We start from the raw sequence: 13,066 nt of genomic DNA, 5'->3' as shown, positions 1-13,066 counted from the left end.
ATGTGGAGGGGAAGATGTGGCCGGACGGGCTTTCTGACCTATCTTACTGAAAATGAGCCAGCCGTCGAAACGATATCAAAGAGACGATCCCGCCCGCTATGAACGCGCAAAGCGGCGCAAGCTCATCGAGACCGGGAAAGTGCCCGGCCTCTTCGTCGCCGGCAGCAAGAAATTGCGACCCGAGGTCAAGGCGATGATCGAGAGCGCTGTCGCGGAGCGCGCGACGGGCGCGTCGGGGCCATAGTCCGCCATATTTTGGCTAGTCGTTGCGCAGCCAAAAATAGCCGACCGTGGCGGTTCCGACCGCCAGCATGAGCACGAAAAGTCCGTATCCCGCCATGCTGTCCTCCCCTTGCTGGGATTTCGATCACGGCCGCGGCCGATCCGAGACGCCCTTTACGCACGAAGCGTGCGCCTCCTTTTTCGGCAGGTCGATCTCGTTTCTCGCCAATTTCCGAACAAGGCTAGTCAGGCGCGCGTCCGAAGGACCGCATGGGGACTTCGGCCGCGAGGCGGGCGTGGTCGAACAGGTGCAGGGTCCGGATCAGGTCGGAGACGTATCGCTCTGCCCCGAGCTCGGTGAACCTGTTGATGTCATTGACGATCATCCCGCGAACCGTCGAGCGGCCGCGGCCCATGTTGCAGAGATAGCTCGCCAGCATCTTTGTCGGGCGACCGCTGTCATTCGGCCCTGCTGAGCCGATCGTGGCCTGCGAATGCCGCATCGAGTTTCCTCCCTCGAAATTCAGCTGGCCATTTTTCAGTCTTTGCTTTCGCCAACCTTGCCAGCATGCCGGCGCGCGCCCCCGCCAGAAAGCTGTGGAAACTACGGGACTTCTGTTGCAACGCGGTAGACCATGGCGACGCCCCAGCCTTTTCCGCGGCCGGCCCTCGGGGCCCTCGCGCCAATCGGGACATCGCGCCCTTCCCTTTGAGGGCGGGCGCTGCTATCCCCTCGCGCCATGAGCACCCCCCACAAATTCGACAACATCCGCAATTTCTCGATCGTGGCGCATATCGACCATGGCAAGTCGACGCTTGCGGACCGCCTGATCCAGGAAACCGGCACGCTCGCGGCGCGCGAGATGGTCGAGCAGGTGCTCGATTCGATGGATATCGAGCGCGAGCGCGGCATTACGATCAAGGCGCAGACGGTGCGTCTGCATTACCGCGCCAAGGATGGAAAAGACTATATTCTCAACCTGATGGACACGCCCGGGCATGTCGATTTCGCCTATGAGGTGTCGCGCTCGCTGAAGGCCTGCGAGGGCTCGTTGCTGGTCGTTGACGCCTCCCAGGGGGTCGAGGCGCAGACGCTCGCCAATGTCTATCAGGCGATCGACGCCGGGCACGAGATCGTGCCGGTTTTGAACAAGATCGACCTGCCGGCCGCCGAGCCCGACCGCATCAAGGAGCAGATCGAGGAGGTCATCGGCCTCGACGCCTCGGACGCCGTGCTCATTTCCGCCAAGACCGGCATCGGCATCCCGGACGTGCTGGAGGCGATCGTCACCCGCCTGCCGCCGCCCCAGGGCGACGAGAAGGCCCCCCTCAAGGCGCTGCTCGTCGACAGCTGGTACGACGCCTATCTCGGCGTCGTGGTGCTGGTGCGCATTTTCGACGGCACGTTGAAGAAGGGCCAGAAAATCCAGATGATGGGCACGGGGGCCCATTACGAAGTCGACAAGATCGGCGTCTTCCGCCCCAAGATGCAGGACGTCGCCGCGCTCGGGCCGGGCGAGGTCGGCTTCATCACCGCGCAGATCAAGCAGGTGGCGGACACCCGCGTCGGCGACACGATTACCGACGAGCGCAAGCCCTGCGACGCGGCGCTGCCGGGCTTCAAGCCGGCGCAGCCCGTCGTGTTCTGCGGCCTGTTCCCGGTCGACGCCGCCGATTTCGAGGACTTGCGCGCCGCGATCGGCAAGCTGCGCTTGAACGACGCCAGCTTCTCCTACGAGATGGAGACCTCCGCGGCGCTCGGCTTCGGCTTCCGCTGCGGCTTTCTCGGGCTCCTGCATCTCGAAATCATTCAGGAGCGCCTGCAGCGCGAGTTCAATCTCGACCTCATCGCGACGGCGCCCTCGGTCGTCTACAAGATCCTGCTCACCAATGGCGAGGAGATCGAGTTGCACAATCCGGCCGACATGCCGGATGTGGTGAAGATCGAGGAGATCAAGGAACCCTGGATTCGCGCCACGATCCTCACGCCCGACGATTATCTCGGTTCGGTGCTGAAGCTCTGTCAGGACCGGCGCGGCGTTCAGGTCGATCTCAATTACGTCGGCAAACGCGCCATGGCGGTCTATGACCTGCCGCTCAACGAAGTGGTGTTCGACTTTTACGACCGTCTGAAGTCGATCTCCAAGGGCTACGCGAGCTTCGATTATCAGCTCACCGACTATCGCGTCGGCGATCTCGTGAAGATGAGCATTCTGGTCAACGCGGAGCCCGTGGATGCGCTGTCGATGCTCGTTCATCGCACCCGCGCGGAAGGGCGCGGCCGGCAGATGTGCGAGAAGCTCAAGGAGCTGATCCCGCCGCATATGTTCCAGGTGCCGATCCAGGCGGCGCTCGGCGGCAAGATCATCGCGCGCGAGACGGTGCGCGCCTTCCGCAAGGACGTCACCGCGAAATGTTACGGCGGCGACGTGACCCGCAAGCGCAAGCTGCTCGAGAAGCAGAAGGAAGGCAAAAAGAAGATGCGCCAGTTCGGGCGGGTGGAGATCCCGCAGGAGGCGTTCATTGCGGCGCTGAAGATGGAGGAGTAGCGTTCCTCGGCCTTCATTTTGCAATCATCGCCCGGCGGCCTCGCGTGGATGGCCGGGACAAGCTTGGCTATGGCGGTTGGCGGCTACTTGCTTTTGTACTCGATTACGTACATATCTGTGTCATGCGCACAACTTCCTTCAGTGACCTCCGCAAGAACCTCGCGGCCACGCTCGACCGCGTGACCCAGGATCATGAGCCCGTCGTGATCACACGGGACCGAGGGAAGCCTGCGGCGGTGCTCATCTCGCTCGAGGATTTCGCATCCTATGAAGAGACGGCATATTTGTTGAAAAGCCCCCGCAACGCCGAGCGCCTGCTGGCGGCGATCGACGAACTCGACGCGGGCAACGGCGCGGAGCGCAAGCTTTCTGAATGAAGCTCATCTTCGCGGAGCAAGCCTGGGAAGATTACCTTTATTGGCAGTCACAGGACGCGAAGATCCTCGAGAGGCTCAACGGTCTCATCAAGGAATGTGTGCGAACGCCATTTTCGGGCACAGGGAAGCCCGAGCCTCTTCGAGGCGACTTGCGCGGTTGGTGGTCCCGTCGGATCACACTGGAGCACCGGCTGGTGTATCGCGTCGAAGGCGCAAGCCTGCTGATCGCGCAGTGCCGGTATCATTACTGATCACCCCCGCGCCAGCACGATCATCACCGCCCCGGCGAGCATGACGGCCGCGCCCAGAAACCGTCCGCCGGTCTCCTCTTTCAGCACATGCCCGCTCGCGAGCACCGTGAACAGCGCCGACAGGCGCTTGATGGCGATGACGTAAGGGGTGAAGAGCACCGTGAGCGCCCACATTTGCAGCGCCGTCCCGAAGGACATGGCCGAACCTGCAATCAGGGCATGGCGCAGCGCCTTGCGGCCCGCGCCCGGTCGTCCGCTGGCCAGCCAGTAGGCCAGCGAACACGCCGCGATAAAGGCGCTGAGCGTCGTGATCCAGACGAGCGGCGTTGACGCGATCACGCCGAGCTTGTCGAGATTGGCGCAGACGCTCCAGATGCTCGCCGTCGCGATCATGTAGCGCGGGCCGGCGTGGCGGATGAAAACGCCGAAGTTGAATCGCTTGCCGTTGGCCTGATTGGCGTCGAGAAGGCCGACGCCGAGCACGGTGAAAATGACGCCGAGAACGCCCATCGGCGGCGCCCTTTCGCCGGTCATGATCGGCGAGGTGACGAGCATCAGCACCGGGGTCAACAGAACGAGCGGCGCGACGAGCGACGCGTCTGAGAGACGGAAGGCGCGGATGAAGAAAATATAGGCGACGACATTGAGGGAGCCGTTGAGGACGAGCAAAGTCCAGAAGCCCGGCTTCGTCAGCCCGTCCAGCGTCTCCACGGGCGCGCTCAGCAATCCCGGATAAGCAATGGCGCTGGCGACCAGCAGCAGCGCCGTGCAGATCGTCCATTGCGCCGCGAGGATGGCGCGATCGTCGGCGGCGCGCGTCGCGGCCTTTGTGCCGAGATCGGTGACGGTTTGACAGAGGGCCGTGATGAGCGAGCCGAAGAGGGCCAGAAGCGCGAGATCCATGCTCAGGCTATAGCCCGCCTGTGTGACTTTGGAAAATTACGGCTTGTGGGCCTTCGCCAGCGTGTCGACGCCCTCGCGGAAAGCGACTTCCACTGGCGCGAAGCCGAGCGCGGCAAGCTGGTCGAGCGCCGGCTGGAGATACATGATGTGGTCGGGCGACTCGTCGCCGTAGAGATGGACGATCCAGTCTTCGAGCAGATCGAGGCGGTCGAGTTCCTTGAAGAGCTTGAACCACTGGCGCATCATCGCCTGCGTATCGGCAAGATGCGCCGCGCGATCGTCGATCGCGTAGCGGTCGCCATTGACGAAGAGGCCGCCCGGCGTCAGGACGCGGTAGACTTCCGCGAGCGTTTGCGCGCGATATCCTTGCGAGAAATTGTGAATGGCGTAATTCGACGCCACGACGTCGACGCTCCCGTCAGGCAGCGCCTTCAGCGCTGCGAGCGCATCGGCTTCTCTGAAGTCGACGCGGCCGGCCGCCACATAATCGGCGAGACTCGCCCGCGCCTGATCGAGCATCTTCGCGGCGCTGTCGACAGCGATGAGCGTGAGGTCGTCGCGCGCGGCGAGGAGCGCGAGCGTGCAGATTCCCGTGCCGCAGCCGATCTCGAACCCTTTGAGCGCGACGCCCGGCCTGAAGCCGGCGACCGCCTCGCCAACCGACTTGGCAAGCAGGACGTGGTTGGGGCACATCAGCCGCAGCAGCTCATATTCCGCGCCAATCTTGCCGGCGAAGAGATTGTCTTGCAGCGTTTCGTGCAGGCGGGCGGACATTGCGTTCCTTACGCTTATTGCAGGGCTTCAGGCTCGGCGGAATGTTAGAAAGTTCGCGGCGCTGTGGCAATCGCGCCCTCAGCCGAAAAGGCGCGCGTCCCAGCTTTCGATCCGGCCGCTTTCCAGCCGCCGCCGCGCCAGCCGCCGCCAGCCCTCCGCGAGCGGGTCGAGCGCGGCCATGGCGGCAAGACCCGCACGGTCCCCCGTGTCGCGATAGAGCAGGCGCGTGAGCCGCGAGAGCGGCCAGTCGGGGCAGGGGCGTTCGACGAGGGCGAGCAGGTCGCCCGGCCCGGCCGCGCCTTCTTCGAGAACGCGATAATACCAGCCGCTGCGGCCGCTCCTCTGGACGCGCAGCGCCATATCCGAGACGCCGAAGCGCCGATTGAGCTTCCAGCAGGGCTGGCGGCCCTGGCTGACTTGCAGCAGCGCCTTCCCGAACCGGAGAACGTCGCCAATGCAGACATCGTCCTCGGTCCAGCCCAGCGTGGAGAGGTTCTCGCCGAAGGCGCCGGGGGCGTCGAGCGGCGCAGCCGCGCCGATATCCGCGCGCCAGGCGCCGTAATGGTCGAAGGGATAATGATGCAGCGCCTTCTCCGGCCCGCCATGATGGGCGAGATCGGCCTGAGCGTCGCCGGCAAGGCCGGTCTTGCAGATGCGCCAGGGGCTGGGCGCGGGCTTCTTGTCGATTCCGCTCACCCTCCCGTCGGCGCCGAGCGGCGCGACCGCCCCAATCAGAACCAGCGGCTCGACAGAAGGAAGCGTCACGGCGTCTCCGCCAGCAGCGCGCCGAGGATGGCGCCGAGCGCCAGATCGTCCTCCTGACCGAAGCCGTGGTGGCGGATGGTTCCGTCACGGGCAATGACGATGGCGGTGGGCGTGCCGCGCATCTGATACCGGCGCATGGTGACCGGGATCGGCCCGTCTTCCGCGGGCGCATCCACGCCGATAGGGAAAGTCAGGCGATACTCGTGAATGAAGGCTTCGAGCGACACCGGGGTCATCGCCGCGTGATGCTCGAAAACCGTATGCAGGCCAATCACCGTCAGGTCGGCGTTGCGGAAAAGCTCATGTGCGCGCTGCGCCTGCGGCGTTCCATGCGCCACGCAGCCGGGGCAGAGCATCTGAAAGGCGTGCAGCAGCACGACGCGCCCGCGCAGTCCTTCGAGGGAGATGGGCTTTGGCGTATTGAACCAGCGCGAAACGGAAAGCTCGGGCGCGAGCGTAGCCATGATGATCCTTGCTCTCTGATTTTGCACGAGAGATCGCGCCGCGGCCGAGTCTTGGCAAGGGCCACTGATCCCAAAATGGGTAAAGCCTTTACCTTTCGGGCAATTTGCGAGAGCTTTGCAGAGTAGCTGGCGCCGCCGCGCGAGCGGTTTGGGGGAGGGTTCGCCATGCAAAACTTCGCGGTTCTCGAGGCGCCGCTGGCGACGCATCCGCGGTAGGCTCGCCCATGCGCTGGCTCATCGTTTCAGATCTCCATTACGCGCTGCCGCAGTTCGACTGGCTGATGAGCGCGGCGCCGCAATTCGATCTCGTCATTTTCGCGGGCGACGCGCTGGATGCGGGCTCGATCGTCGATTACGGCGCCCAGATCGTCGTGGTGCGCAAATATCTCGAGCGCCTCGCCGCGACCACGCGGGCGATCTTTTGCAGCGGCAATCACGATCTCGATTCTCGCAGCGACAGCGGCGAGAAGATTGCGCTTTGGGTCGAGGAGGCGCGGCCCCTGGGAGTCGCCTGCGACGGCGACGCCGTTGAAGTCGACGACGCCTTGTTCTCGGTTTTTCCTTGGTGGGACGGGCCGCAAGTCAAAGAAAAACTCGTCGGACAACTCGCGGCGGACGCGGAACGGCGGGAAGGCCTGCGCTGGATCTGGGCGCATCATGCGCCGCCGCGCCAGTCGCCGACCAGCTGGTCGGGCAAGCAGAGTTTCGGCGACGCCGACCTCGTCGACTGGATCGGGCGCTATCGGCCTGATTTCGTCATTTGTGGGCATATCCACCAGGCCCCCTTCGTCGCGGAAGGCTCCTGGGTCGACCGCCTCGGCGACACATGGGTGCTCAACGCCGGGCGCCAATATGGCGCGCCGCCCGCCTATATCGTCATCGATACCGAGTTGCAGGAAGCGTTATGGCTTTCCGCCATGGGCGGCCAATCCGTCCGGCTCGATCAGCCGCTGGTGCGGCCGATTGCGCGGTTGAGCGCCTTGCCAGACTGGTTCACGCCGCCGCCCGTCCCGGCGTTTTAGTCCTGATAGCCGTCGCGGTCCGAGGCCTGCCGGCCCCGGGAAATCCCTTGCTGATGCATCAGCGATTCGAGAACTTCCCCGACCATTTCGAGGTGGTTGCCGTAGCCCGCGAACTGCCGCTTGATGTCGACGAGATAGGTCGTCGCGGCGTTGAGGCGGCGGGCCAAAAGGCGTGAGACCAGCCAGGCGAGTTCGGGACGTCCGCTCAGAAAGTCTGCGCCGTCCTTCGCCACATATACTTTCGCCTCCCCGAGGGCGCGGACGGTCGCCGTATGCGGGGAATCGAGCAGAACGGCCATTTCTCCGATGAGCGAGCCGGGCTCCTCCAGAAGCGCGACCTGGGTTTCGCCGCGCAGCACTTCGAGCCGCCCCTCGGCGAGGGCATAGAGATGGCCGGTGCGGTCGCCCTCGGAAAGCAGCGTCTCCTTGTCGCCGAGAGCGCGCAACGGCACGCCGCCGAAATGGGCGAGAATCTCACGCATTGATCCCTCTCCCGCGTCCCATGGACCTCTTTCTCTGCGCAGGGTGACCATTCCTGCCAGCGCCTGTCAAACGAAGAGTCGCCGGCGCCGTGAAGCGGCCATTTTCCTGCTCGATCTTTTGTTGGGTTCGAGCTTTCACGAGGGTTGCGCAATGCCGAAGATTGGCGTTCTGGCGGCGATGGCGGCGGGCCTGCTGCTTTGCGCCTGCCAGACGACCTCTCCCGCCCAGCAGCGCGCGATGGACGACGCACGCTGCCGCTCTTATGGCTTCCGGCGCGGGACGGACGGATTTTCCAAATGTTTGCTCGACGTCGACCTCGACCGGGCCGCCGACCGCCGCGTTCAGCGCGAGGAGCTGTGGCTCATGACCGGGCCGCGCTACGGGCCCTACTGGCGCTACTGGTGAGATCACAGGCTGTTACGGATGTGTTCGCGCAGGACCGGATAGATTTGATGATCCCAGCGCTTGCCGTTGAAGACGCCGTAATGGCCGACGCCCGCCTGCATGTGATGTGACTTCATATAAGGCCGTAGCCCGCTGCACAGGTCCTGCGCGGCGAGCGTCTGGCCGACGGCGCAGATGTCGTCCCTTTCGCCCTCGACGGTGAGAAGGAAGGTTTTTCGGATGGCGCGCGGCGTGACGGTGCGTCCCTTAAAGAGCAGTTTGCCCTCGGGGAGGGCAGATTTCTGAAACACCGTCTCGATCGTGTGCAGATAAAACGCCGCGTCGAGATCCATGATGGCGAAATATTCCTCGTAGAACGAACGAATTTGCGCCGCCTTATCGACGTTGCCTTCGACCCGGTGCTTGAACAGGTCGGCGAAGGCCTTGGTGTGCCGATCCATGTTCATGCTCATGAAGGCGCAAAGCTGCAGAAAGCCGGGATAGACGCGCCGCCCCGCGCCGGGCAGTCCGCGCGGCACCGTGCTGATCATGTTCTGCCGGAACCATTCGATCGGCTTCGACGTCGCGAATTCATTGACTTTCGTGGGCGACACGCGCGTGTCGATCGGCCCGGCCATCAGCGTCAGGCTCGCCGGCTGGTCCGGGTCGTCGTCGGCGGCCATGAGGGCGACGGCGGCCAGCGCCGGAACCGTCGGCTGGCACACGGCCACAAGATGCGAATGCGCTCCGATGAACTTCAGAAAGTCGATCACATGCTGGACGAAGTCCTCGAAACCGAACGTTCCCTGATTGAGCGGCACGTCGCGCGGGTTGCGCCAGTCGGTGACATAGACCTCATGATCGCGCAGCAGCGTGCGGATCGTGCCGCGCAGCAAAGTGGCGAAATGGCCCGACATGGGCGCGACGAGAAGCACGCGCGGTTCTGCGCCGCCGCCCTGTCGCGAAAAGCGCAGGAGCGTGCAGAAGGGCGTTGTGAAAACCGGCGTTTCCGTCACGGGGACGATCTCGCCGCCGTCCGTTGCGATCTCGTGGATTCCGTAATCGGGACGATAATGCGTGAAGCCCGAGAGCGCGATCAGCTCATGATAGGCCTGGATGCAGCGAAGGGGGTGGGCAAATTGCATCGCGCCCCAGACGCTCATCACGCTTTCGTGACGCGCGGCCGCCCGTCTAATCTGATCATGCAAATGGGCGTAGGCGTGATAAGCGTCGTACATGCGCAGTGACAATGACCTTCGCGTTGCGTTGGTCGCTGGCGAGCAAGGCCTGTGCCATCAGCAGCGCACACTGGCACATGACTTGCTGAGCGCCGTTGCAACAAGGAGCAGCCATGCCGGACGTCACGCTTACCATCAGCAGCAGGAACTACTCCTCCTGGTCCTTGCGCGGCTGGCTGATGATGAAGCTTTCGGGCGTTCCGTTCGAAGAGATCGTCGTCGATCCGGACGACGCCGCCGCGCGCGAGGAAATTCTCCTGCTCTCGCCCTCGATCCTCGTGCCCTGCCTCACCTATGACGGCTACCGCATCTGGGACACGCTGGCGATCGGCGAGTTCTTGCACGAGATCGCTCCGCAGGCGCAGCTCTTGCCCTCGGATCGCCTGAGTCGCGCGCGAAGCCGCTCGATCTGCGGCGAGATTCATTCAGGCTTCAATTCGCTGCGCTCGGCGCTGCCGATGAATCTCAAGGCGCATTTTCCAAAGTTCAAGGTCTGGTCCAAGGCGCAGGGCGACATTGCGCGGATCACGCAGATCTGGCGCGACTGTCTCGACGCCCACGGCGGGCCCTATCTCTTCGGCGAATTCTCCATGGCGGACGCCATGTACGCGCCCGTCGCCACGCGTTTTCGCACCTATGACGTGCCGCTCGACCCAGTTGCGCAAGCCTATTGCGACCGCATCTTCGCCTGGCCCGCAATGCAGGAATGGGTCGCCCAGGCGCTTGCCGAGAAGGAAGAGATCGAGGAGCTCGAGGTCGAGTTCTAGAAGCTGATTCCTTCGGAACGCCTGTTCTCCGGCGCGGTTCTTCCGTGACAGCGCGGCGACGCCGCGCCTTGCGGAGGTCTCGCAATGGCGATGGATCAGGCTTCTTCATCGGACCGGGGGGCGGCGGGTCGCGGAAGGGAGGCGTCGACGCCGGCTGAGATCCCCGCGCCCGGCTGGATGGACGTGCTCGGGCGCGTCTACAAAAATATCACCGAGCACCGCATTCTCGCCATCGCCGCGGGCGTGACCTTCTATGCGCTGCTCGCAATCTTTCCGGCGATCGCCGCCTTTGTCGCACTTTACGGGCTCGTCGCCGATCCCGCGACGATCGCCGGGCATATCAACGCGCTTTCGGGCGTGCTTCCGGCCGAGGGCCTCTCGATCGTCAGCGACCAGATCCAACGCGTCTCGGCGCAGGGCTCCGCCCGTCTCGGCGCAGCCTCGATCATCGGTCTGCTCGTGTCGCTGTGGAGCGCCAACGCCGGCATGAAGGCGATCTTCGACGCGCTCAACGTCGTCTATCAGGAACGCGAAAAGCGCGGCTTCTTCCGGCTCAACACGGTGACGCTCGCCTTCACGCTGGGCGGCATGGCGATGATCGCGATGTCGCTCGGGCTCATGGTCGCCGTGCCGCCGGCGCTTCAGGCGCTGCGTCTGCCGCCAGGAGTCGAGACGGCGATCGCCTTGCTGCGCTGGCCCCTCCTGCTTGTCCTCGTCGCGCTCGCCATCTCGCTGGTCTACCGTTTTGGTCCGAGCCGCGACGAGCCGAAATGGCGCTGGGTCAGCTGGGGCGGCGCCTTCGCCGCCATCGCCTGGCTCGCCGCTTCGCTTCTGTTCTCCTGGTATGCGGCCAATATCGGCAAGTTCAACGAGACCTATGGCTCGCTCGGGGCCGCGATCGGCTTCATGCTGTGGATGTGGGTGTCGTCGATCGTGCTGCTCATCGGCGCGGAACTCAACGCCGAGATGGAGCATCAAACGGCGAAGGACACGACCGAAGGCCCTCCGCGCCCGCTCGGCGAGCGCGGGGCGGTGATGGCCGACACCGTGGGGCGGCAGAGCTCATAAGCTAGCCCCACCAGAAGATCGCCGCGATGATCACATAAAGGCCGATGAGCGCCGCGCCGTCGACCATGTCGGCCTCGCCGTCCACGGTCACCACCGTAACCACCATGACCGAAAGAAACATGGCGGCCGCGAGGATGGTCGGGATGGCGAGGGTGAAGGGCGGGCCGCCGAGCGCGACGCTCACGAGCACCAGGATCGGCACGACCACGACCGCGACTTGCAGCGCGCTCGTCAGCACGACGCTGACGGCGAGGTCCGCCTTGCCCGCCGCCGCCAGGCGGATGCCGACGACGTTCTCGATGGCGTTGCCGGCGATGGCGACGACGACGAGGCCGGCGAAAGTCTGGCTGAATCCGAGCGTATCCATCGCCGGCTCGAGCGCCTCGACGAACCAGTCCGAGACCAGCACGGCCGCCGCGGCGCAGACCAGAAGCACGCCGACCGCGACCGACAGCGGCCAGGCGTGGGCGCGTGCGTGCGCCTCCGCCGGGACGGTGCGCTGGCCGGGTCCGAGCATTTCCTTGGTCATGATGGCGAAGACGAGCAGCAGGACGACGGCGCAGACGACCGCGAGCGGCTGTTCATGAGCGGCCGCCGGCAGATGCAATTCATTGGCGAGGGTCGGCAGAGACAGCGCCGAGACCGCGAGCAACAGCAGCGAGGCGATCATTCGCGTCGTGCGCACGCCAAAGACCAGGACCCCGTGACGCCAGCCGCCGACGATAAAGGCCAGGCCCAGCACCAGCAGGACATTGGCCAGGATCGAGCCGATCAGCGCCGCCTGCACGACAGTGACGAGGCCGGCTTGTAGCGAGAAAATGCAGACGAACAGCTCGGGCAGGCTGCCGACGGCGGACTGGACGAGGCCGGTGGCGGCGGGGGAGAGGTGATTGCCGACCTGATCCGTCGCCTCCCCAATCACATGGGCGACGCCGGCAAGCGCCACGGCGCTGGCGAGGAAACCAAGAATTGGCCCGGCATGCCAAAGATGTGCGCCGCCAGCTGCGCCGACCAAGGCCGCCGCCGCCGCCATCGCCGCCATGTCTTCCCGATCTATCCTCGCCACGGGCGATGTCCTTTCTCGCAAAAAATGCCGCCTCGGCCCGCCGAGCAAAAAACGCAATATGCGAAGCTCTGCCTGATGCTTTATGAAAAAGCCGACGGGCATGACGGGAATCATCGCCATGGTAAAGCTTTTTTGCGCCAGCCTCTTCTTCTCGATCGTCCTCTTCGGGTCCGCGCCAGCCAAGGCGCAAGCTGGGCCTTTCGCCTGCCGGCTGTTGGAAACGGAGGCTTTCCTGCCCGAATTGCAGACATTCAGCGGCTATCGCTGGATCGAATGCCTCGTGGTCGGACCAGCGATCGCGGAGGTCGAAGGCGTGGCGGTGAACAATGGCAAGTGCCAGACTTTCGACTACTGGTATGCCGGCCGCAGCTTCGCCAGGGGAGAGGCGATCTACATCCCCTACGCCTGCATGACTCCGGTCAACGTGACAATTTCAGCCAACGGGCTATTTTGGCCGGTGACCTTGCGCTAGGAATTTACTCAAAGAGGGGAGATATGCGCTATTTGGGCGTCGCCGTTCTCATGCTCGGCCTGACCGGCTGCAACAGCAGCCCGCAAAGCGTCAAGGATGCGGCGAACAGGGAATACGCCGTCAGTTCCTACGAACAGTCGCTCGAAGCCTATCAGATCTGCGTCGCCCAAAATCCGAATGATCAGCAAAAGTGCAGCGCTCTCGCGCGCGTGATAGACGCCGATCGCAAACGCTACGAAAAACTGCCGCCCGGCCTGTGAC

At 64.3% G+C, this 13,066-nt stretch carries 18 protein-coding genes; 10 read left to right on the top strand and 8 right to left on the bottom strand.

Annotated features, from left to right (window positions below):
• Positions 1-52: 52 nt before the first annotated feature.
• On the top strand, positions 53-244 hold the full coding sequence (locus tag ACETII_RS01965; RefSeq protein ID WP_472786910.1) for a hypothetical protein: 192 nt from the start codon (positions 53-55) through the stop codon (positions 242-244).
• A gap of 220 nt (positions 245-464) precedes the next feature.
• On the opposite strand, the gene ACETII_RS01960 is transcribed toward ACETII_RS01965, so the two are convergent.
• Positions 465-725: a hypothetical protein gene (locus tag ACETII_RS01960; protein WP_472786909.1), complete on the bottom strand. Its 261-nt coding sequence runs from the start codon at positions 723-725 to the stop codon at positions 465-467.
• A 237-nt stretch (positions 726-962) separates the two neighbouring features.
• Between ACETII_RS01960 and lepA the strand changes: the two genes are divergently transcribed.
• The 3 genes from lepA (at position 963) to ACETII_RS01945 (ending at position 3,399) form a co-directional block, all read left to right on the top strand.
• Positions 963-2,771 carry a translation elongation factor 4 gene (gene lepA / locus ACETII_RS01955; RefSeq protein WP_363349352.1) on the top strand — a complete coding sequence of 603 codons (1,809 nt, stop codon included), beginning with the start codon at positions 963-965 and terminating at the stop codon, positions 2,769-2,771.
• A 122-nt stretch (positions 2,772-2,893) separates the two neighbouring features.
• Positions 2,894-3,148 carry a type II toxin-antitoxin system Phd/YefM family antitoxin gene (locus ACETII_RS01950; RefSeq protein WP_472788205.1) on the top strand — a complete coding sequence of 85 codons (255 nt, stop codon included), beginning with the start codon at positions 2,894-2,896 and terminating at the stop codon, positions 3,146-3,148.
• Positions 3,145-3,399: a Txe/YoeB family addiction module toxin gene (locus ACETII_RS01945; protein ID WP_472786908.1), complete on the top strand. Its 255-nt coding sequence runs from the start codon at positions 3,145-3,147 to the stop codon at positions 3,397-3,399. The genes ACETII_RS01950 and ACETII_RS01945 overlap by 4 nt, the downstream gene beginning before the upstream one ends.
• Here ACETII_RS01945 and ACETII_RS01940 read toward each other — a convergent pair whose 3' ends face one another.
• From ACETII_RS01940 to ACETII_RS01925, 4 genes are all read right to left on the bottom strand, one after another.
• Positions 3,400-4,302 carry an EamA family transporter gene (locus ACETII_RS01940; protein ID WP_363349349.1) on the bottom strand — a complete coding sequence of 301 codons (903 nt, stop codon included), beginning with the start codon at positions 4,300-4,302 and terminating at the stop codon, positions 3,400-3,402.
• A 36-nt stretch (positions 4,303-4,338) separates the two neighbouring features.
• On the bottom strand, positions 4,339-5,076 hold the full coding sequence (locus ACETII_RS01935; RefSeq protein WP_363349348.1) for a class I SAM-dependent methyltransferase: 738 nt from the start codon (positions 5,074-5,076) through the stop codon (positions 4,339-4,341).
• A 78-nt stretch (positions 5,077-5,154) separates the two neighbouring features.
• Positions 5,155-5,841: an MOSC domain-containing protein gene (locus tag ACETII_RS01930; RefSeq protein ID WP_472786907.1), complete on the bottom strand. Its 687-nt coding sequence runs from the start codon at positions 5,839-5,841 to the stop codon at positions 5,155-5,157.
• The gene (locus ACETII_RS01925) at positions 5,838-6,305 is read right to left on the bottom strand and encodes a peroxiredoxin family protein (RefSeq protein WP_363349346.1); all 468 of its coding nucleotides are present in this window, start codon (positions 6,303-6,305) and stop codon (positions 5,838-5,840) included. The genes ACETII_RS01930 and ACETII_RS01925 overlap by 4 nt, the downstream gene beginning before the upstream one ends.
• A gap of 224 nt (positions 6,306-6,529) precedes the next feature.
• Between ACETII_RS01925 and ACETII_RS01920 the strand changes: the two genes are divergently transcribed.
• The gene (locus ACETII_RS01920; protein ID WP_472786906.1) at positions 6,530-7,327 is read left to right on the top strand and encodes a metallophosphoesterase family protein; all 798 of its coding nucleotides are present in this window, start codon (positions 6,530-6,532) and stop codon (positions 7,325-7,327) included.
• Here the strand turns inward: ACETII_RS01920 and ACETII_RS01915 are convergent.
• Positions 7,324-7,809, bottom strand: a complete 486-nt coding sequence (locus ACETII_RS01915) for a Crp/Fnr family transcriptional regulator (protein WP_363349344.1) — start codon at positions 7,807-7,809, stop codon at positions 7,324-7,326. The genes ACETII_RS01920 and ACETII_RS01915 overlap by 4 nt on opposite strands.
• 151 nt (positions 7,810-7,960) lie before the next feature.
• Between ACETII_RS01915 and ACETII_RS01910 the strand changes: the two genes are divergently transcribed.
• The gene (locus tag ACETII_RS01910) at positions 7,961-8,215 is read left to right on the top strand and encodes a hypothetical protein (RefSeq protein WP_363349343.1); all 255 of its coding nucleotides are present in this window, start codon (positions 7,961-7,963) and stop codon (positions 8,213-8,215) included.
• Between the two features lie 2 nt (positions 8,216-8,217).
• Here ACETII_RS01910 and ACETII_RS01905 read toward each other — a convergent pair whose 3' ends face one another.
• Positions 8,218-9,432 carry a polyhydroxyalkanoate depolymerase gene (locus ACETII_RS01905; protein WP_472788204.1) on the bottom strand — a complete coding sequence of 405 codons (1,215 nt, stop codon included), beginning with the start codon at positions 9,430-9,432 and terminating at the stop codon, positions 8,218-8,220.
• A gap of 113 nt (positions 9,433-9,545) precedes the next feature.
• Here ACETII_RS01905 and ACETII_RS01900 point away from each other — a divergent pair, with 113 nt between their 5' ends.
• Positions 9,546-10,199, top strand: a complete 654-nt coding sequence (locus tag ACETII_RS01900; protein WP_363349341.1) for a glutathione S-transferase family protein — start codon at positions 9,546-9,548, stop codon at positions 10,197-10,199.
• 84 nt (positions 10,200-10,283) lie between these two features.
• A complete protein-coding gene (locus tag ACETII_RS01895) occupies positions 10,284-11,267 on the top strand; it encodes a YihY/virulence factor BrkB family protein (RefSeq protein WP_472786905.1) in 984 nt (327 codons plus the stop codon).
• 1 nt (position 11,268) lies between these two features.
• Here the strand turns inward: ACETII_RS01895 and ACETII_RS01890 are convergent, their stop codons facing one another.
• Positions 11,269-12,333: a calcium:cation antiporter gene (locus tag ACETII_RS01890; RefSeq protein WP_363349339.1), complete on the bottom strand. Its 1,065-nt coding sequence runs from the start codon at positions 12,331-12,333 to the stop codon at positions 11,269-11,271.
• Between the two features lie 82 nt (positions 12,334-12,415).
• Between ACETII_RS01890 and ACETII_RS01885 the strand changes: the two genes are divergently transcribed.
• Together ACETII_RS01885 and ACETII_RS01880 are read left to right on the top strand one after the other, a co-directional pair.
• Positions 12,416-12,805, top strand: a complete 390-nt coding sequence (locus ACETII_RS01885; RefSeq protein ID WP_472786904.1) for a hypothetical protein — start codon at positions 12,416-12,418, stop codon at positions 12,803-12,805.
• Between the two features lie 23 nt (positions 12,806-12,828).
• Entirely contained in the window at positions 12,829-13,065 is a 237-nt protein-coding gene (locus ACETII_RS01880; protein ID WP_472786903.1) for a hypothetical protein, read from the top strand.
• Position 13,066 lies beyond the last annotated feature (1 nt).

The sequence above is a fragment of the Methylocystis sp. NC52PC genome (assembly GCF_055698645.1).
This window is presented reverse-complemented; position numbering and strand designations above follow the sequence as displayed.

Bases quoted from the DNA above. Each gene is read 5' to 3' on its own strand.
- ACETII_RS01965 (WP_472786910.1), top strand. From the start codon at position 53: ATGAGCCAGCCGTCGAAACGATATCAAAGAGACGATCCCGCCCGCTAT.
- ACETII_RS01960 (WP_472786909.1), bottom strand. From the start codon at position 725: ATGCGGCATTCGCAGGCCACGATCGGCTCAGCAGGGCCGAATGACAGC.
- lepA (WP_363349352.1), top strand. From the start codon at position 963: ATGAGCACCCCCCACAAATTCGACAACATCCGCAATTTCTCGATCGTG.
- ACETII_RS01950 (WP_472788205.1), top strand. From the start codon at position 2,894: ATGCGCACAACTTCCTTCAGTGACCTCCGCAAGAACCTCGCGGCCACG.
- ACETII_RS01945 (WP_472786908.1), top strand. From the start codon at position 3,145: ATGAAGCTCATCTTCGCGGAGCAAGCCTGGGAAGATTACCTTTATTGG.
- ACETII_RS01940 (WP_363349349.1), bottom strand. From the start codon at position 4,302: ATGGATCTCGCGCTTCTGGCCCTCTTCGGCTCGCTCATCACGGCCCTC.
- ACETII_RS01935 (WP_363349348.1), bottom strand. From the start codon at position 5,076: ATGTCCGCCCGCCTGCACGAAACGCTGCAAGACAATCTCTTCGCCGGC.
- ACETII_RS01925 (WP_363349346.1), bottom strand. From the start codon at position 6,305: ATGGCTACGCTCGCGCCCGAGCTTTCCGTTTCGCGCTGGTTCAATACG.
- ACETII_RS01920 (WP_472786906.1), top strand. From the start codon at position 6,530: ATGCGCTGGCTCATCGTTTCAGATCTCCATTACGCGCTGCCGCAGTTC.
- ACETII_RS01915 (WP_363349344.1), bottom strand. From the start codon at position 7,809: ATGCGTGAGATTCTCGCCCATTTCGGCGGCGTGCCGTTGCGCGCTCTC.
- ACETII_RS01910 (WP_363349343.1), top strand. From the start codon at position 7,961: ATGCCGAAGATTGGCGTTCTGGCGGCGATGGCGGCGGGCCTGCTGCTT.
- ACETII_RS01905 (WP_472788204.1), bottom strand. From the start codon at position 9,432: ATGTACGACGCTTATCACGCCTACGCCCATTTGCATGATCAGATTAGA.
- ACETII_RS01900 (WP_363349341.1), top strand. From the start codon at position 9,546: ATGCCGGACGTCACGCTTACCATCAGCAGCAGGAACTACTCCTCCTGG.
- ACETII_RS01895 (WP_472786905.1), top strand. From the start codon at position 10,284: ATGGCGATGGATCAGGCTTCTTCATCGGACCGGGGGGCGGCGGGTCGC.
- ACETII_RS01885 (WP_472786904.1), top strand. From the start codon at position 12,416: ATGAAAAAGCCGACGGGCATGACGGGAATCATCGCCATGGTAAAGCTT.
- ACETII_RS01880 (WP_472786903.1), top strand. From the start codon at position 12,829: ATGCGCTATTTGGGCGTCGCCGTTCTCATGCTCGGCCTGACCGGCTGC.